General features: G+C 70.7%; 16 protein-coding genes. 10 read left to right on the top strand and 6 right to left on the bottom strand.

Translation table 11 applies throughout. From position 1 onward, the window contains the following. Positions 1-43 precede the first annotated feature (43 nt). From uvrC to MJ604_RS07820, 9 genes are all read left to right on the top strand, one after another. A complete protein-coding gene (gene uvrC, locus MJ604_RS07860; protein WP_243057764.1) occupies positions 44-2017 on the top strand; it encodes an excinuclease ABC subunit UvrC in 1974 nt (657 codons plus the stop codon). Continuing rightward, entirely contained in the window at positions 2014-2883 is an 870-nt protein-coding gene (gene rapZ, locus MJ604_RS07855; RefSeq protein ID WP_243057763.1) for an RNase adapter RapZ, read from the top strand. Before uvrC ends, rapZ begins: the two co-directional genes overlap by 4 nt. Beyond that, on the top strand, positions 2876-3871 hold the full coding sequence (yvcK, locus tag MJ604_RS07850; protein WP_243057762.1) for a uridine diphosphate-N-acetylglucosamine-binding protein YvcK: 996 nt from the start codon (positions 2876-2878) through the stop codon (positions 3869-3871). Before rapZ ends, yvcK begins: the two co-directional genes overlap by 8 nt. A gap of 22 nt (positions 3872-3893) precedes the next feature. Continuing rightward, a complete protein-coding gene (whiA, locus tag MJ604_RS07845; protein WP_243057761.1) occupies positions 3894-4880 on the top strand; it encodes a DNA-binding protein WhiA in 987 nt (328 codons plus the stop codon). Positions 4881-5126: 246 nt separating this feature from the next. After that, a complete protein-coding gene (gene gap / locus MJ604_RS07840; protein ID WP_243057760.1) occupies positions 5127-6125 on the top strand; it encodes a type I glyceraldehyde-3-phosphate dehydrogenase in 999 nt (332 codons plus the stop codon). A 2-nt stretch (positions 6126-6127) separates the two neighbouring features. Continuing rightward, positions 6128-7327, top strand: a complete 1200-nt coding sequence (pgk, locus tag MJ604_RS07835; protein ID WP_243057759.1) for a phosphoglycerate kinase — start codon at positions 6128-6130, stop codon at positions 7325-7327. Further along, positions 7327-8121 (top strand): triose-phosphate isomerase, encoded by a 795-nt coding sequence (gene tpiA / locus MJ604_RS07830; protein WP_243057758.1) that lies wholly within the window; start codon positions 7327-7329, stop codon positions 8119-8121. The genes pgk and tpiA overlap by 1 nt, the downstream gene beginning before the upstream one ends. Before the next feature lie 31 nt (positions 8122-8152). Next, positions 8153-8383 carry a preprotein translocase subunit SecG gene (gene secG / locus MJ604_RS07825; protein WP_243057757.1) on the top strand — a complete coding sequence of 77 codons (231 nt, stop codon included), beginning with the start codon at positions 8153-8155 and terminating at the stop codon, positions 8381-8383. Between the two features lie 27 nt (positions 8384-8410). After that, entirely contained in the window at positions 8411-8770 is a 360-nt protein-coding gene (locus MJ604_RS07820; protein ID WP_308194121.1) for an RNA polymerase-binding protein RbpA, read from the top strand. Between the two features lie 349 nt (positions 8771-9119). Here the strand turns inward: MJ604_RS07820 and pgl are convergent, their stop codons facing one another. Genes pgl through tkt form a run of 6 tightly spaced genes read right to left on the bottom strand, consistent with a single transcriptional unit; the run spans position 9120 to position 17161 of the window. After that, positions 9120-9842, bottom strand: coding sequence for a 6-phosphogluconolactonase (pgl, locus tag MJ604_RS07815; RefSeq protein WP_243057755.1), 723 nt, complete (start codon positions 9840-9842; stop codon positions 9120-9122). Further along, a complete protein-coding gene (locus tag MJ604_RS07810; protein ID WP_243057754.1) occupies positions 9839-10756 on the bottom strand; it encodes a glucose-6-phosphate dehydrogenase assembly protein OpcA in 918 nt (305 codons plus the stop codon). The genes pgl and MJ604_RS07810 overlap by 4 nt, the downstream gene beginning before the upstream one ends. Further along, entirely contained in the window at positions 10753-12291 is a 1539-nt protein-coding gene (zwf, locus tag MJ604_RS07805; protein ID WP_243057753.1) for a glucose-6-phosphate dehydrogenase, read from the bottom strand. Before zwf ends, MJ604_RS07810 begins: the two co-directional genes overlap by 4 nt. Continuing rightward, positions 12288-13943, bottom strand: a complete 1656-nt coding sequence (pgi, locus tag MJ604_RS07800) for a glucose-6-phosphate isomerase (protein ID WP_374458337.1) — start codon at positions 13941-13943, stop codon at positions 12288-12290. Before pgi ends, zwf begins: the two co-directional genes overlap by 4 nt. Continuing rightward, positions 13940-15046, bottom strand: a complete 1107-nt coding sequence (gene tal / locus MJ604_RS07795) for a transaldolase (RefSeq protein WP_243057752.1) — start codon at positions 15044-15046, stop codon at positions 13940-13942. Before tal ends, pgi begins: the two co-directional genes overlap by 4 nt. Positions 15047-15058: 12 nt before the next feature. Continuing rightward, positions 15059-17161: a transketolase gene (gene tkt / locus MJ604_RS07790; protein WP_308194120.1), complete on the bottom strand. Its 2103-nt coding sequence runs from the start codon at positions 17159-17161 to the stop codon at positions 15059-15061. Between the two features lie 109 nt (positions 17162-17270). On the opposite strand from tkt, the gene MJ604_RS07785 reads away from it, so the two are divergent. Next, positions 17271-18215 (top strand): heme o synthase, encoded by a 945-nt coding sequence (locus MJ604_RS07785; RefSeq protein WP_243057751.1) that lies wholly within the window; start codon positions 17271-17273, stop codon positions 18213-18215. Positions 18216-18516: the final 301 nt, after the last annotated feature.

Raw genomic sequence — 18516 nt, 5'->3', positions numbered from 1 at the left:
CGGGGGTGGATCTGGTGTCGGTGCCGGACCGTAGGGTTGCGGCGTGCCATCGCCCGCGTCGTACCGGCCCGAACCGGGGTCGATCCCGACCCAACCGGGTGTCTACCGGTTCCGCGACCCCAAGGGCCGGGTCGTCTACGTCGGCAAGGCGAAGAACCTCCGCGCCCGGCTGTCGTCGTACTTCCAGGACCTCGGCAACCTGCACGCGCGCACCGCCACGATGGTGACCACCGCCGCCAGTGTCGAGTGGACGGTCGTGAAGACCGAGGTCGAGGCGCTGCAGCTGGAGTACTCCTGGATCAAGGAGTACGACCCGCGCTTCAACGTGAAGTACCGCGACGACAAGTCGTACCCGTGGCTGGCGGTGACCGTCGGCGAGGAGTACCCGCGGGTGATGGTCGGGCGCGGCGCCAAGCGCAAGGGCACCCGCTACTTCGGCCCGTACAGCCACGCCTGGGCGATCCGCGAGACCGTCGACCTGCTGCTGCGGGTCTTCCCGATGCGCTCGTGCAGCAACGGCGTGTTCAAGCGGTCGGCGCAGATCGGCCGGCCGTGCCTGCTCGGCTACATCGACAAGTGCTCCGCGCCGTGCGTCGGCAAGGTCTCGGCCGACGAGCACCGCGCGATCGTCGACGACTTCTGCGACTTCATGGCGGGGCAGACGACGGCGTTCGTGCGCCGCGTCGAGAAGGAGATGTACGCCGCCTCCGAGGCGCTCGACTTCGAGAAGGCGGCACGCCTGCGCGACGACCTCGGCGCGCTGAACAAGGCGCTGGAGAAGCAGGCCGTGGTCCTCGGCGACGGCACCGACGCCGACGTGATCGCGCTGGCCGAGGACCCGCTCGAGGTCGCGGTGCAGATCTTCTACGTCCGTGGCGGCCGGATCCGCGGCCAGCGCGGCTGGGTCGCCGACCGCGTCGACGAGGGCGACACCGCGCAGCTCGTCGACGACTTCCTGCTCCAGCTGTACGCCGGCGCCGGGCCCGACGAGATCCCGCGCGAGATCCTGGTCCCGGCGCTGCCGCCCGACCACGCGACGTACGAACACCTCCTCAGCGACGTGCGCGGCTCGAAGGTCGCGATCCGGATCCCGCAGCGCGGTGACAAGCGCACCCTGCAGGAGACGGTCGCGCAGAACGCCAAGCAGGCGCTGATGCTCCACAAGACCAAGCGCGCCAGCGACCTCACCACCCGCAACCGGGCGCTCGAGGAGATCCAGGAGGCGCTCGGTCTCGACGAGGTACCGCTGCGCATCGAGTGCGCCGACGTGTCCCACCTCCAGGGCTCCGAGATCGTCGCCTCGATGGTGGTGTTCGAGGACGGGCTGGCGCGCAAGAGCGAGTACCGCCGGTTCGTGATCAAGGGTCAGGACGGCTCCGACGACGTGCGGGCCATGCGCGAGGTCATCACCCGACGGTTCCGCCGCCTGCTCGACGAGCAGGGCGCGAGCGAGTCGGTGGTGACCGAGAGCGGCCCGATGCTCGTCGACCCCGAGACCGGCCGGCCGCGCAAGTTCGCCTACGCGCCCGGACTCGTCGTCGTCGACGGTGGCGCACCCCAGGTCGCGGCCGCGCAGCGCGCGCTCGCCGAGCTCGGGATCGTCGACATCCCGGTGTGCGGCCTGGCCAAGCGGCTGGAGGAGGTCTGGCTCCCCGACCAGGAGGACCCGGTCATCCTGGCCCGCTCGAGCGAGGGCCTCTACCTGCTGCAGCGGATCCGCGACGAGGCGCACCGCTTCGCCATCACCCACCACCGCTCCCGGCGGTCGAAGACGATGGTGGAGAGCCTGCTCGACGACGTCCCCGGCCTGGGCGAGGTACGCCGCAGGACGCTGCTGAAGCACTTCGGCTCGCTCAAGAAGCTCCGGGCGGCCAGCGTCGAGGAGCTCGCGCAGGTGCCGGGCATCGGCCCGGCGACGGCGACGGCCATCAAGGATGCGGTCGCCGGCGAGAAGGACAAGACTGGGCCTGCCATCGTCAGCATCAACACCGCCACGGGCGAGATCGAGGAATCATGAGTGGGGAGCGTCACGGCGAGCTCGTGGTCGTCACCGGCATGACCGGTGCCGGTCGGAGCACGGCGGCCAAGGAGCTGGAGGACCTCGGCTTCTACGTGGTCGACAACCTGCCGCCGAGCCTGCTGCGCGAGGTCGTCCAGCTGGTCGACGAGAGCCGCGGCACCGAGCAGCCGATCGCGGTCGTCGTCGACGTCCGCTCCGGCTCGTTCTTCCAGTCCCTCCAGGCCAACCTGGCCCAGGGCGCGACCGGTCGGCACGCGACGCTGCTGTTCCTCGACTGCGCCGACGACGTGCTGGTCCGCCGCCAGGACGCCGCGCGCCGGCCGCACCCGCTGCAGGGCAGCGGGCGGCTGCTCGACGGGCTGATCCGCGAGCGCGAGGTGCTCGCCGACCTGCGCAGCGACGCCGACCTGGTCATCGACACGTCGCGGCTCAACGTGCACCAGCTGACCGAGAAGATCGCGGAGGCGTTCGGCACGCCGGACTCCACGCGGCTGAAGATCACCGTGAGCAGCTTCGGCTTCAAGTACGGCATCCCGGTCGACGCCGACTTCGTCGCCGACATGCGCTTCCTGCCCAACCCGTTCTGGATCCCCGAGCTGCGACCGCACACCGGCCGCGACAAGGACGTGGCGGAGTACGTCATGGAGCAGATGGGCGCCGCGGAGTTCCTCGACGGCTACGTGCCGGTGCTCGAGGGCGTCGCGGAGGGCTACCTCCGCGAGGGCAAGCGGTTCATGACCGTCGCCGTCGGGTGCACCGGCGGCAAGCACCGCAGCGTCGCGATGACCGAGGAGATCAACCGCCGGCTCCTCGCGTCGGGGTACGACGTCAAGGCGGCCCACCGGGACCTGGGACGTGAGTGAGCGCGCGCAGTCGGTGGTCGCCTTCGGGGGCGGGCACGGGCTCTCGGCCTCGCTGGGCGCGCTGAGGCAGCTCGTCCACGACCTCGTCGTCGACGACCTGACCGCGGTCGTCACCGTCGCCGACAACGGCGGCTCGTCCGGGCGGCTGCGCTCGGAGTTCGGCGTGCTCCCTCCCGGCGACCTGCGGATGGCGCTGGCCGCGCTCTGCGGTGACCACCAGTGGGGCGACACCTGGGCGCGGGTGCTCCAGCACCGGTTCGCCGGGCAGGGCGAGATCCGCGGGCACACCATCGGGAACCTGCTGATCGTCGGGCTCTGGGAGCAGCTCGGAGACCCGGTGGCCGCACTCGACTGGGTCGGGCGGCTGCTCGGCACCAGCGGCCGGGTGCTGCCCATGGCGCTCACACCGATCGACATCACCGCGCAGGTGCGAGGCGTCGACCCGGCCGATCCCGATGCGCTGACCTCGGTGCGCGGTCAGGTCGAGGTGGCCACGACCGACGGCATCATCACCTCGATCGCGCTCGAGCCGGCCGAGCCTGCGCCGTGCCCGGAGGCGATCGACGCCGTCCAGGTCGCCGACTGGCTGGTGCTCGGTCCGGGGTCGTGGTTCACGTCCGTGATCCCGCACCTGATGGTCCCCGCGCTGCGCGAGGCGATCGTCACCAGCGACGCCCGGGTGGTGGTCACCCTGAACCTCGGCGAGCAGGCGGGGGAGACCCCCGGCTTCGACGCTGCCGACCACCTCGCGGTGCTCGCCGAGCACGCGCCGGACCTGCGCGTGCACACCGTCCTCGCCGACGCGGACAGCGTGCGCGACGACCTCGAGGACCTCGAGCGGATCGCGTCCGCACTCGGCGCGGAGCTCGTGGTCGCGGACGTCGCACGCGGCGACGGAACCCCGAGACACGACCCGGTGAAGCTCGCCGCGGCGTACTCCCGCATCATGGGCGCCGCTGATCGCGACGAGCAGGCCCCGTCGCGTTGACGAGCGTGAAAGGATCCACCCCATGGCGATGACGGCACAGGTGAAGGCGGAGCTGTCGAGCACCCAGATCACGAAGACGTGCTGCCGCAAGGCTGAGGTCGCCACGATGCTCCGGTTCGCCGGCGGGCTGCACATCGTGAGCGGCAAGATCGTCGTCGAGGCGGAGTTCGACACCGGCGCCGCGGCGCGGCGACTGCGAACGAACATCGCGGAGGTCTACGGCCACCAGTCCGACGTCGTGATGGTGCAGGGCAACGGGATCCGCAAGGGCAGCCGCTACATCGTCCGCGTCGTCAAGGACGGCGAGGCGCTCGCCCGGCAGACCGGGCTTCTCGACCAGCGCGGCCGCCCGGTGCGCGGCCTGCCGCCGGCGGTCGTGTCCGGCGGTGGCTGCGACGCCGTCGCCGCGTGGCGCGGGGCCTTCCTCGCGCACGGCTCGCTGACCGAGCCCGGCCGCTCCTCGGCGCTCGAGGTCACCTGCCCCGGACCTGAGGCCGCGCTCGCCCTCGTCGGCGTCGCCCGGCGGCTCGGCATCCACGCCAAGGCCCGCGAGGTCCGCGGCGTCGACCGGGTCGTGATCCGCGACGGTGACGCGATCGGCCAGCTGCTGACCCGGCTCGGCGCCCACGAGTCGCTGATGGCGTGGGAAGAACGCCGGATGCGCCGCGAGGTCCGCGCGACGGCCAACCGGCTCGCGAACTTCGACGACGCCAACCTGCGCCGTTCCGCGCGTGCCGCCGTGGCGGCCGGTGCCCGCGTCGACCGCGCGATGGAGATCCTCGGCGAGGAGGTCCCCGACCACCTGCGGATGGCCGGCGAGCTCCGGCTCGAGCACAAGCAGGCGTCGCTCGAGGAGCTCGGCCAGCTGCACGACCCGGTCCTCACCAAGGACGCGATCGCCGGCCGGATCCGCCGGCTGCTCGCGATGGCGGACAAGCGCGCCGAGGAGCTCGGCATCCCCGACACGGAGTCCTCGCTGACGCCCGAGATGCTCGCCGACGATGCGTGAGCAGGTGCGCGTGAGGAACGAACGCGCGCCGTGGGCGAAGGCAGGTTGAGTAAGCCTCGCGACCGAGGGACGAGGTCGCGATGGGCGCATCGAACCCAGTCGTTCGCGCGGTCGAGCGGCGTGGGTGTCGCCGGGTCTTTGGTTACCCGCACGTAGGCCGGACGGCCCGGTGAACGCTCCACGGGTGGGCGATAGGGTCGGACTGTTCCCCGCACGCACGACACGATCGAGAAGCAGGAGCCAGTTGTGACTGTTCGAGTAGGTATCAACGGATTCGGCCGGATCGGCCGCAACTTCTACCGCGCGGTCCGCGCCTCGGGCCTGGACATCGAGATCGTGGCGGTCAACGACCTGACCGACAACAAGGCCCTCGCGCCGCTGCTGAAGTTCGACTCGATCCTCGGCCGCCTCGACGCCGACGTCACGCACACCGAGGACGAGATCCGCGTGGGCGACAAGGTCGTCAAGACGTTCGCCGAGCGCGACCCCGCGAACCTCAAGTGGGCCGACCTGGGCGTCGACGTGGTCGTCGAGTCCACCGGCTTCTTCACCGACGCCACCAAGGCGCGTGCGCACGTCGACAACGGCGGCGCCAAGAAGGTCATCATCTCGGCGCCGGCCTCGAACGAGGACGTCACCGTGGTCATGGGCGTCAACCACACGTCGTACGACCCGGCCGCGCACACCGTGATCTCCAACGCGTCCTGCACGACGAACTGCCTCGCGCCGATGGCCAAGGCGCTGCACGAGGGCCTTGGCATCAACAAGGGTCTGATGACCACGATCCACGCCTACACCGCGGACCAGAACCTCCAGGACAACATCCACAAGGACCCGCGCCGCGCCCGCGCCGCCGCGCTGAACATGGTCCCGACCTCGACCGGTGCCGCGAAGGCCATCGGCCTGGTGCTGCCCGAGCTCAAGGGCAAGCTCGACGGCTACGCGATGCGCGTCCCGACCCCGACCGGCTCCGCCACCGACCTCACCTTCGAGGCGTCGCGCGAGACCACCGTCGAGGAGGTCAACGAGATCATCAAGGCCGCCGCGGACGGCAAGTTCCTCAAGTACTCCACCGACCCGCTGGTGTCGACCGACATCGTCACCGACCCGGCCTCCTGCATCTTCGACGCCCCGCTCACCAAGGTGATCGGCAACCAGGTCAAGGTGCTCGGCTGGTACGACAACGAGTGGGGCTACTCCAACCGCCTCGCGGACCTGATCGTCTACATCGGCGAGACCCTCTGACCGTGAGCGAGTACGCCGGCCTGGGGGACGTCGCCGGGAAGCGCGTCCTGGTCCGATCGGACCTGAACGTGCCGCTCGACGGCACGACGATCACCGACGACAAGCGGATCCGGGCGAGTGTCCCGACCATCCAGGCGCTGGCCGAGGCCGGCGCCCGGGTGGTCGTCACCGCCCACCTCGGGCGTCCCAAGGGCGCGCCCGAGGACCGGTACTCCCTCCGGCCGGTGGCCGCGCGGCTCGGCGAGCTGCTCGGCCAGGACGTCGCCTTCGCGACCGACACCGTCGGTGGGAGCGCACAGGAGACCGTCGCGGGCCTGGCCGACGGCCAGGTCGCGGTGCTGGAGAACGTCCGGTTCAACGCGGGCGAGACCAGCAAGGACGAGGCCGAGCGGGGCGCGTTCGCCGACCAGCTCGCCTCGCTCGCCGACGCGTTCGTGTCCGACGGCTTCGGTGTCGTCCACCGCAAGCAGGCGTCGGTGTACGACGTGGCGCAGCGGCTGCCGCATGCGATGGGTGGCCTGGTGTCGGCCGAGATCGACGTGCTCCGTCGGCTCACGGAGTCCCCGGCGCGTCCGTACGTCGTCGTGCTCGGCGGCTCGAAGGTCTCCGACAAGCTCGGCGTCATCGACAACCTGCTCGGCAAGGCCGACAAGCTGCTGATCGGCGGCGGCATGGTGTTCACCTTCCTCAAGGCCCAGGGCCACGAGGTCGGCAAGAGCCTCCTCGAGGCGGACCAGCTCGACACCTGCCGCAGCTACCTCGAGCGGGCCCAGGAGTCCGGCGTCGAGATCGTGCTGCCCACCGACATCGTGGTGGACACCGCGTTCCCGTCCGGCGACCGCACGCCGGAGCCGCGCGTCGTACCGGCCGACGAGATCCCGAGCGACAGCCTCGGTCTCGACATCGGCCCCGACTCGGGTGCGGCGTTCGCCGCGGCCCTCGCCGACGCCAAGACGGTGTTCTGGAACGGCCCGATGGGCGTGTTCGAGGTCGACGAGTTCGCCGGCGGCACCCGCGCCGTCGCCGAGGCGCTGACCAAGGTCGACGGCCTCTCCGTCGTCGGTGGCGGCGACTCTGCCGCGGCCACCGTTCGACTCGGGTTCGCCGAGTCGTCGTTCGGCCACATCTCGACGGGTGGTGGCGCGAGCCTGGAGTACCTCGAGGGCAAGGAGCTCCCGGGCATCAAGGTCTTGGAGGACTGATGGCGTCGTCTCGCACCCCGCTGATGGCGGGCAACTGGAAGATGAACCTCAACCACCAGGAAGCGGTGGTGCTCACCCAGAAGCTCGCGATCACGCTCTCGGACAAGAAGCACGACTACGCCAAGGCCGAGGTCGTCGTCGTCCCTCCGTTCACGGACCTGCGCTCGGTGCAGACGCTCGTGGACGGCGACCGCCTGTCGCTCAAGTACGGCGCCCAGGACGTCTCCGAGCACGACTCCGGGGCGTACACCGGCGAGATCTCGGCGAGCATGCTCGCGAAGCTGGGCTGCTCGTACGTCGTCGTCGGCCACAGCGAGCGCCGGCAGTACCACGCCGAGACCGACGCGGTCGTGAACGCCAAGGCCCACAAGGCGCTCGCGGCCGGCATGACGCCGATCGTGTGCGTGGGTGAGGGTCTGGAGATCCGCCAGGCCGGCACGCACGTCGCGCACTGCGTCGCGCAGACCGAGGGCTCGCTCGCCGGCTTCACCGCCGAGCAGGTCGGCGGCCTGGTCATCGCATACGAGCCGGTCTGGGCGATCGGCACCGGCGAGGTAGCGACCCCGGACGACGCGCAGGAGGTCTGCGCGGCCATCCGGGCATGGGTCCGCGAGACGCACGGCGACGCCGCCGCGGACGCCGTACGCATCCAGTACGGCGGCTCGGTGAATGCGTCGAACGTCGCCGGCATCATGGCGCAGCCCGACGTGGACGGCTGCCTCGTGGGCGGCGCGAGCCTGCAGGTGGACGAGTTCGGCGGCATTTGCCGGTTCTACGACATGCCGATCATCTGATTACCGGACGACTGACGTAGGCTCTGCGACTGTGGAACTTCTCTTCACCATCATCCTCATGATCACCAGCGGTCTGATGATCGTGCTGGTGCTCCTGCACAAGGGCCGCGGTGGCGGCCTCTCGGACATGTTCGGCGGTGGCGTCTCCAGCTCGCTCGGCGGCTCGTCCGTCGCGGAGCGGAACCTCGACCGGCTCACGGTCGGTATCGGCGTCATCTGGTTTGCCTGCGTGATCGCCCTCGGGCTTCTTCTCGCGTACTGACAAGCTCGTTTCGAAAGGGATCCGTTCGTGGCTGGTGGAGGAAACGCAATTCGGGGCAGCCGGGTCGGTGCCGGCCCGATGGGCGAGGCGGAGCGTGGCGAAGCCGCACCGCGCCAGGCGGTGACGTACTTCTGCGCGCACGAGCACCGCTCCGTGATCGCGTTCTCGATCGAGGCCACCGTGCCGGACTCGTGGGACTGCCCGAAGTGCGGCCTCCCGGCCGGCCGGGACTCGGAGAACGCGCCGCCCGCGCCCAAGATCGAGCCGTACAAGACGCACCTCGCCTACGTGAAGGAGCGTCGCTCCGACCAGGAGGCGGCCGACATCCTCGACGAGGCCCTGCAGCTGCTCCGGTCCCGACGCAAGTCCGGCGACATCATCTTCTAGGTGCCATCGTCTCCCAGCGGAGCTGGGAGACGACGAAGCTGCACCAAGGTCGAGCAGCCGCGCGAGTGACGTAGGAGCTCGTTGCCGGCGTATCGAGACCCAGTAGGTCTCGATACGCTCGCTGGCGCTCGCTACTCGACCAACGAAAATATCGCTACTCGACCGGCGAGAGATCGCTACTCGACCGGCGAGAGATCGCTACTCGACCGGCGAGAGGTCGCTACTCGACCGGCGAGAGGTCGCTACTCGACCGGCGAGAGGTCGCTACTCGACCGGCGAGAGGTCGCTACTCGACCGGCGAGAGGTCGCTACTCGACCGGCGAGAGGTCGCTACTCGACCGGCGAGAGGTCACAGCTCGGAAGCGGCCTCGCGGTCGAGGAACCAGATGGTCTCCTCGCGTCCGGTGACGCCGGCGGCGGGGATCTCGTGCACGTCGGCGCCGCCGAGTGCTGACGCGACCGCGGGGGCCTTGCCCGAGCCGCTGACGAGGAACCACACCGACCGCGACCGGTCCAGCGCGGACAGCGTCAGGCTGATCCGCTCCGGCGGCGGCTTCGGCGAACCGGTGACCCCGACGGCGACCTCGTCGATCACGTCGAGCTGCGGGAAGCCGGGGAACAGCGAGGCGATGTGCCCGTCCGGTCCGATGCCGAGCATCATCACGTCGAACTCGCCGCTGCCGTGCTCGCGCAGGGTCTCGGCGTACGCCGCCGCCCCGGCGTCGACGTCGGCGGCGTCCGCCGTCGACGGCATCGGGTGGACCTGGGTGGCGCCGACCGCGTCGAGGAACGCCTCGCGGGCCTGGCCGACGTTGCGGTCGGGGGAGTCGGGGGCGACGAAGCGCTCGTCGCCGAACCACACGACCACCTTGCTCCAGTCGACGTCGGAGGCCGGAGCCAGCCGGGCGAGCTCGCGGTGGATGTCCTCGGCGATCGTGCCGCCGGTCAGCGAGATGTGCGGCACCCGCGGCGTCGCCTGGATGTCCGCCAGCCGGGAGAGCAGCTCCCCGGCGACGGCCGTGGCCAGGGTCGCGGAGTCGTCGTGCACCTCGATGCGGGGTTCGGTGCTCACTTCGTCCTCTTCCCTTCCAGGGCCACCAGCCTGCGGGCGGTCTCGGCGTACACGTCGTCCTCGTCGAGCCGGCGCAGCTCCTCGGCGAGCAGCTCGGGCAGCTCCCGGCGCTTGAGCGCGACCGGCCGGTCGGGCCGGTCGGGCACCGAGAAGACCGCGAGCTTGCCGTCGGGGCGGGAGATGCGCGCATCACCCTGGTTGGTGCGCAGCACGACCTCGGTGATGCCGGGCCCGTTGGAGTTCTTGCGCTCCACCGGGATCTTCAGCCGGTCCACCAGCCACGCCGCCAGCAGGTCCGCGCTCGGGCTGATCCGCTCGGCGGTGACCGAGGCGCTGGTGACCTTCACCGGGCGCTGGTCGAGGATCGCGGCCAGCAGCGCGCGCCACGGCGTGAGGCGCGTCCAGGCCAGGTCGGTGTTGCCGGGCGTGTAGACCTGGCACTGGTGGTGGATCGCCCGCGTCTTGCCGCGCGTCGCGCTCGCCGCGTCGGTGATCCGGCGCTGGGCGAGGCGGCCGAGGGGATCGGCGGCCGGGTCCTCCGGCGGGTGGTTGGGCCACCAGATCGCGACCGGCGAGTCCGGGAGGAGCAGGGGGAGTACGACGGACTCCGCGTGCTTGACCACCTCGCCGCTGAGCCGGATGACCGCGGTCTCACCGCTCCAGCCGGAACCGGTGCCGACCTGGGCGTTGACCTGCGGCGCGCCACGGCCGTCGCCGAGGATCACGCCGAGCACCCGCGCCGGGTGCTCGTGCGAGGCGGCGCGTGCCGCCTTCATCGCGTCCTCGGCGTCGTCCTCGTCGACGACGATGACCAGCGTCATCACCATGCCCATCGCGGGCGAGCCCGCCCGCGCGCGGGCGCGGGTGAACTCCGCGGCGATCTGCGCGGCATTGGTGTCCATCAGCTCGATCACGGTCGCCTCCAGGTCCGGCCGTCACGGGCCAACATGTCGTCGGCCGACTTCGGCCCCCAGCCGCCCGAGGGGTACGCCTCGGGCCTGCCCTTGCCGTTCGCGTCCTGCTTGGCCCAGTGGGCGAGGATCGGGTCGAGGATCTTCCACGAGAGCTCGACCTCCTCGTGCCGCGGGAACAGCGGCGGGTCGCCGAGCAGCACGTCGAGGATCAGCCGCTCGTAGGCCTCCGGGGACTCCTCGGTGAAGGAGCCGCCGTACACGAAGTCCATGTTCACGTCGCGGATCTCCATCTGGGTGCCGGGCACCTTGGAGCCGAACCGCAGGGTGACGCCCTCGTCGGGCTGCACCCGGATCACCAGTGCGTTCTGGGTGAGCTCCTCGACCGAGGAGGCCGCGAACGGCAGGTGCGGCGCGCGCTTGAAGACGATCGCGACCTCGGTGACCCGGCGGCCCAGGCGCTTGCCGGTGCGCAGGTAGAACGGCACCCCGGCCCAGCGGCGGGTGGCGACGTTCAGCGTCACCGCGGCGTACGTCTCGGTCGTCGAGGACTTCTTGATGCCGTCCTCGTCGAGGAAGCCCTCGACCTTCTGGCCGCCGGCCCAGCCGGCGGCGTACTGCCCGCGCGCGGTGGTCTTGTCGAGCCGCGCGGGGAGCTGGACGCTGGCGAGCACCTTCTCCTTCTCGATGCGCACGTTCTCGGCGTCGAAGGAGACCGGCTCCTCCATCGCCACCAGGCACATCAGCTGGAGCAGGTGGTTCTGGATGACGTCTCGCGCGGCGCCGATGCCGTCGTAGTAGCCGGCGCGGCCGCCGATCCCGACGTCCTCGGCCATCGTGATCTGCACGTGGTCGACGTAGGTGTTGTTCCAGATCGGCTCGAACATCTCGTTGGCGAAGCGCAGCGCCAGGATGTTCTGGACCGTCTCCTTGCCGAGGTAGTGGTCGATGCGGAACACCGAGCCGGGCGGGAACACCTCGCCGAGCGTCGCGTTGAGCTCGCGCGCCGACTCGAGGTCGTGGCCGAACGGCTTCTCGACGACGACCCGGCGCCACGAGCCGTCGCGCGGCGTCGACAGGCCGTGCTCCTTGAGCTGGCCGACGACGTCACCGAAGAACCCCGGCGGGATCGCCAGGTAGAACGCGTGGTTGCCGCCGGTGCCGCGCTCCTCGTCGAGCTCCTCGATGGTGCGCCTGAGCTGGTCGAAGGCGTGGTCGTCGTCGAAGTCGCCGGGGACGAAGCGGAAGCCCTCGGCGAGCTGCTTCCACACCTCCTCGCGGAACTCCGTGCGCGCGTGGGCCTTCACCGAGTCGTGGACGATCTGCGCGAAGTCCTGGTCGGCCCAGTCCCGGCGGGCGAAGCCGGTCAGGCTGAAGCCCGGCGGCAGCAGGCCGCGGTTCGCGAGGTCGTAGATCGCCGGCATGATCTTCTTGCGCGACAGGTCGCCGGTGACGCCGAACAGCACCATGCCGCAGGGGCCGGCGATGCGTGGCAGTCGCCGGTCGCGGGGGTCGCGAAGCGGGTTGGGTTGGGTCATCGGCTGCGGTGCTCCCTGTAGTAGGCGATCAGGGCTTGCGTGGAGGTGTCCTGGGCGGCCAGCGCCGACGCGTCGCCGGCGATCGCGGGGCCGACCTTCTGGGCCAGCTGCTTGCCGAGCTCGACGCCCCACTGGTCGAAGCTGTCGATGCCCCACACGACGCCCTGCACGAACGTCAGGTGCTCGTAGAGCGCGACCAGCTGGCCGAGGACGGACGGCGAGAGCTCGGGCGCCATGATCGAGGTGGTCGGCCGGTTCCCGGTGAACACGCGGGCGGGGACGACGGCCTCGGCCGTGCCCTCGGCGCGGACCTCGTCGGCGGTCTTGCCGAACGCGAGGGCCGCGGTCTGCGCGAGGAAGTTCGCCAGGAACAGCTCGTGGACGTCGGTGTCGCCGTCCTGCAGGTCGTACGGCGGGTTCGCGACGGCGATGAAGTCCGCCGGGATCAGCCGGGTGCCCTGGTGGATGAGTTGGTAGAACGCGTGCTGGCCGTTGGTGCCGGGCTCGCCCCAGAAGATCTCGCCGGTGTCGGTCGTGACCGGGGAGCCGTCCCAGCGGACGCCCTTGCCGTTGGACTCCATGGTGAGCTGCTGGAGGTAGGCCGGGAACCGGTGCAGGAGCTGGGCGTAGGGGAGCACCGCGTGGCTCTCGGCGCCGAGGAAGTTCGTGTACCAGACGTTGAGGAGGCCCATCAGCAGTGGCACGTTGCGCGCGGGCTCGGCCGTGCGGAAGTGCTCGTCCATCGCGTGGAACCCGGCCAGCAGCTCCGCGAAGCGCTCCGGACCGATCGCCACCACGAGCGACGTACCGATCGCCGAGTCCAGGGAGTAGCGCCCGCCGACCCAGTCCCAGAAGCCGAAGGCGTTGGCGGGGTCGATGCCGAAGTCGGCGACCTTGTCGAGCGCGGTCGAGACGGCGACGAAGTGCCTCGCGACCGCCTCCTTCGCGTCGTGCCCGGCCAGTCCGTCCAGCAGCCAGGCCTTGCAGAGCCGGGCGTTGGTCAGCGTCTCGAGCGTCCCGAACGTCTTGCTCGACACGATGAACAGCGTCGTCGCGGGGTCGAGCCCGGCCAGCGTCGTCGCCGCGTCGGTCGGGTCGATGTTGCTGATGAAGCGGCACTCCAACCCGTCCTGGCGGTACGGCGCGAGCGCCTCGTACGCCATCACCGGGCCGAGATCGGAGCCGCCGATGCCGATGTTCACCACCGTGCGGATCCGCTCGCCGGTGACGCCGGTCCAGGCGCCGCTGCGGACCTGCTCGGCGAACGAGTAGACCCGCTGGAGGACCTGGTGCACGTCGGCCACGACGTCCTGGCCGTCGACCTCGAGAGATGCGTCTGCGGGGAGCCGGAGGGCCGTGTGCAGCACGGCTCGGTCCTCGGTGACGTTGATGTGCTCGCCCCGAAGCATCGCGTCGCGGCGCGCCGTCACACCGACCTCGTCGGCCAGCGCGAGCAGCGCGCCGAGCACCGCGTCGTCCAGCAGCGACTTCGACAGGTCGACGTGGAGGTCGCCTGCGGTGAACGTCAGCCGATCGACCCGGCTCGGGTCGTCGGCGAACCATCGCCGCAGGTCGGGCGCGAAGCCTACGGCGAGGGCGCACAGGCGCGCCCACGCCTCCGTCGATACCGGGTCGACGGGGGAGGGCGTCACTGGCGGGCCGCCGCCATCTGGCCCTCGACGGTCTCGAGCAGCTCGATCCAGGACTTCTTGAACTTGTCGACGCCCTCGGTCTCGAGCACGACGAGCACGTCCTCGAAGTCGACGCCCACGGCGGTGAGCCTGTCGAGCACCGCCTGCGCCTCGGCGGCCTTGCCGGTGACCTGGTCACCGGTGACCTCGCCGTGGTCGGCGAACGCCTCGAGCGTCTTCTCCGGCATCGTGTTCACGGTGTCGGCGACGACCAGGTCGGCGACGTAGAGCGTGTCGGAGTAGTCCGGGTTCTTCACGCCGGTCGACGCCCAGAGCGGGCGCTGGGCGTTCGCGCCGGCGTCGGCGAGCACCTTCCACCGGTCGCTGGCGTGCACCTCCTCGAACGCGCCGTACGCGAGCCGGGCGTTGGCGACCGCTGCCTGGCCGCGGAGCGCGAGGGCCTCGTCGGTGCCGATCTTCTCGAGCCGCGGGTCGATCTCGGTGTCGACGCGGGAGACGAAGAACGACGCGACCGACTGGATCTTGCCGAGGTCGAGACCGGCGTCACGGGCCGCCTCGAGGCCGGTGAGGTAGGCGTCCATGACCTCGCGGTAGCGCTCGGTGCCGAAGATCAGCGTCACGTTCACGCTGATGCCCTGGGCGATCGCGGCGGTGATCGCCGGCAGGCCCTCCTGGGTGGCGGGGATCTTGATCAGCACGTTCGGGCGGTCGACCGCGGCCCAGAGCGCCTGAGCCGAGGCGATGGTGCCTTCGGTGTCGTTGGCGAGGGTCGGCTCGACCTCGATCGAGACCCGGCCGTCGGCCCTGGTGGACTCGAAGACGGGCTTCATGAGGTCGCACGCGTTGCGGACGTCCTCGGTCGTCAGCTCGAAGACGACCCGGTCGACCGGCTCGCCCTTGTCGACCAGCTGGCGGACCTGCTCGTCGTACCGCTCGCCGTTCGCGATCGCGGACGCGAAGATCGTGGGGTTCGTGGTGACGCCGACGACGTGCTTGTCGGCGATCAGCTGGGCGAGGTTGCCGGTCTCGATGCGCTCACGCGACAGGTCGTCGAGCCAGATGGACACGCCCGCGTCGGACAGGGCCTTCAGTCGGTCACTCATGGGAGTTCCTCTCTAGCTGGTGGCTGCGGCGATGGAGTCGTGGGCGGCCGCGACGACCGCCTCGGCGGTGAGGCCGAACTCCTGGTAGAGCCGGGAGTAGTCGGCAGAGGCTCCGTAGTGGTCGATGGAGACGATCCGGCCGGCGTCGCCGACGTACTCGCGCCACCCCTGCTTCACGCCGGCCTCGACGGAGACGCGCGCCTTCACGATCGGCGGGATGACGGTGTCGCGGTACGACTGGTCCTGGGCCTCGAACCACTCGAGGCACGGCATCGACACGACGCGGGCCTTGATGCCCGCCTCGGCGAGCTGGGCGCGAGCGGCGACGGCGATCTGCACCTCGGAGCCGGTGCCGATCAGGACGACGTCGGGACGCCCGCCCTCGGCGTCGACGAGGACGTAGCCGCCGCGGTGGACGTCACTGGTCTCGGCGAAGCCGTCCTCGCCGCGAGGGAACACCGGCACGTTCTGCCGGGTCAGCGCCAGCGCGGCCGGCCGGTCGGTGTGGCGGAGGATCGTGTGCCAGCAGGCGGCGGTCTCGTTGGCGTCCGCGGGGCGGACGACGTCGAGGCCCGGGATCGCGCGGAGCGCCGCGAGGTGCTCGATCGGCTGGTGCGTCGGGCCGTCCTCGCCGAGCCCGATCGAGTCGTGGGTCCAGACGTACGTCGTCGGCAGCTGGCTGAGCGCCGCCACCCGGACCGCGCCGCGCATGTAGTCGGAGAACGTGAGGAACGTGCCGCCGAAGACGCGGGTCAGCGCCTGCGAGGCGATGCCGTTCATGATCGCGCCCATGCCGTGCTCGCGGATGCCGAAGTGGAGCACACGGCCCTGGAACGGGTCGGCCTTCCACTCCTCCACGCCCCGGCTCTCGGGCAGGAACGACGGAACGCCCTTGATCGTGGTGTTGTTCGAGCCCGCGAGGTCGGCCGAGCCGCCCCACAGCTCGGGCATCAGCGGCGCGATCGCGTTGATGACCTGACCGGACGCCGAACGGGTCGCGACGCCCTTCTCGCTGGCCTCGAAGACCGGGAGGGCGTCGGCGAGGCCCTCGGGCAGCGTGCGGGCCTTGAGCCGGTGGAGGAGGGTCGCACCCTCGGGGTTGGCGGCCGCCCAGGCGGCGTACTTCTCGTCCCACTCGGCACCCAGCGCGGCGCCACGCTCGGCGAGGGCGCGGGTGTGGGTGAGGACGTCGTCCGGCACCTGGAAGCTGAGCTCGGGGTCCCAGCCGAGGATCTTCTTGGTGGCCGCGACCTCGTCGGCGCCGAGCGCGCTGCCGTGGGCGGCCTCGGTGCCCTGCGCGTTCGGCGCGGGCCAGGCGATGATCGTGTCGAGGACGATGAGCGACGGCTTGTCGGTGACCTTGCCGGCCGCGACGACGGCGTCGTACAGCTTCGGGACGTCCTCGACGTACTCCGTGCCGCCGTTGGTCCAGTCGACGGTCTGGACGTGCCAGCCGTAGGCCTCGTAGCGCTTGGCGACGTCCTCGGTGAAGGCGATGTCGGTGTCGCCCTCGATGGAGATCCGGTTGCGGTCGTAGATGACCGTCAGGTTGCCGAGCTCCTGGGTGCCGGCGATCGAGCTGGCCTCGCCGCTGACGCCCTCCTGCAGGTCGCCGTCGGAGGCGAGCACGTAGACGTGGTGGTCGAAGAGGCTCTCGCCGGGCGCGGCGTCCGCGTCGAGCAGGCCGTGCACGCGCCGGGCGTCCATGGCCATGCCGACCGCGTTGCCGACGCCCTGGCCGAGCGGGCCGGTCGTGACCTCGACGCCGGCGGTGTGGTGGAGCTCGGGGTGGCCGGGGGTCTTGGAGCCCCAGGTGCGCAGCGCCTCGAGGTCGCTGAGCTCGAGCCCGAAGCCACCGAGGAACAGCTGCGTGTAGAGCGTGATGCTCGAGTGGCCGCACGACAGCACGAAGCGGTCGCGGGCGATCCAGCGCGGGTCGGCGGGGTCGTGGCGCATCACCTTCTGGAACAGCAGGTACGCCGCCGGGGCCAGGCTCATGGCCGTGCCGGGGTGACCGTTGCCGACCTTCTGGACGGAGTCCATGGCGAGGACTCGGGCCGTGTCCACCGCCTTCTGGTCGAGCTCGGTCCAGTCCAGCGCAGAGGTCTTGCTCACAGGGTTCCTTTCGGGTGGATCAGGCGATGCCGAGCCTACCCACCTCTGGCGATAGACTCGCCATCGTCCACCGGCCCTGAGCCGGTACCCACTTCGCTCGAGGAACTTCGTGACCTACGTCGGCCAGTCGGCTTCTGCTGCCCAGCAGCCCGCGGCCGAACGCGCGACCGTCAAGGACGTCGTCGCGGCGTACGTCGGACTCACGAAGCCCCGGGTCATCGAGCTGCTGCTCCTCACGACCGTCCCGGTGATGTTCTTCGCCGCCGGCGGCGTCCCGGACCTCGGCCTGGTCGTCGCGACCGTGGTCGGCGGCACGTTCTCGGCGGGCTCCGCGTCCGTCTTCAACTGCGTCTACGACCGCGACATCGACGAGCAGATGCGGCGCACCCGTCGCCGGGCGATCCCGCGGCACATCGTCTCGCCGCGCGCGGCGCTGGTCTTCGGCTTCGTGCTCGGGATCCTGTCGACGGTGATCCTCTACGTCTGGGTCAACCCGCTGTCGGCGCTGCTCGCGGTCGCCGCCAACGCGTTCTACGTGTTCGGCTACACGATGCTGCTGAAGCGGCGTACGACCCAGAACATCGTCTGGGGTGGCCTCGCCGGCTGTTTCCCGGCGCTGATCGGCTGGACCGCGGTCACCGGCTCTCTCTCGTGGGTGCCGGTCGTGCTGTTCATGGTCGTGTTCTTCTGGACGCCGCCGCACACGTGGGCGCTGGCGCTGCGCTACCGCGAGGACTACGCCAACGTCGACGTCCCGATGCTGCCGGTCGTGCGGCCGGCCGCCGAGGTCGGCAAGCAGATCGTGATCTACAGCTGGGTGATGGTCGCGACCTCGCTGCTGCTGTGGCCGGTCGCCGACACCAGCCTCTTCTACCCGATCGCCGCGGCGGTCCTGGGCGCGATCTTCCTGGTCGAGGCGCACCGGATGTGGAACCGCTCGAAGGGCACCGAGAACCTCACGGTGATCCAGCCGATGCGGCTGTTCCACTCGTCGAACCTCTACCTCTCGCTGCTGTTCGTCGCGGTGGCCGTCGACCCGCTGCTGAAGCGCTAGCGAGGACGCGTCAGCGGACTCGCTGACGATGGTCGAGCGGGCGGTGCGACGGAGCCCGCGAAGTCGCGACCTGCGTGCCGAGTCCCGGTGAGATTCCAGACTCCCGGAAAATAGTTCCGCACTCGAGGCAACCGATCCGGCCGCCACGACGTCTGAGGTATGACGGCGGCCAGCCCGTCCACGGGGGTATGGGCGGCCGCCGTCGCTCTGCCTGGGCGGTGCGGGTTTCACCGGCGGCCCGGTGAAACCCGCAGGACACGCCGAGCGGCAACGGCGCGTCGTGCGGGTTTCGGCTGTCAGG

The sequence above is a fragment of the Nocardioides sp. SR21 genome (assembly GCF_022761125.1).
Taxonomy (GTDB): Bacteria; Actinomycetota; Actinomycetes; order Propionibacteriales; family Nocardioidaceae; genus Nocardioides.
Note: the sequence above shows the minus strand (reverse complement) of the source record. Positions and strands in the feature narration are given on the sequence as shown.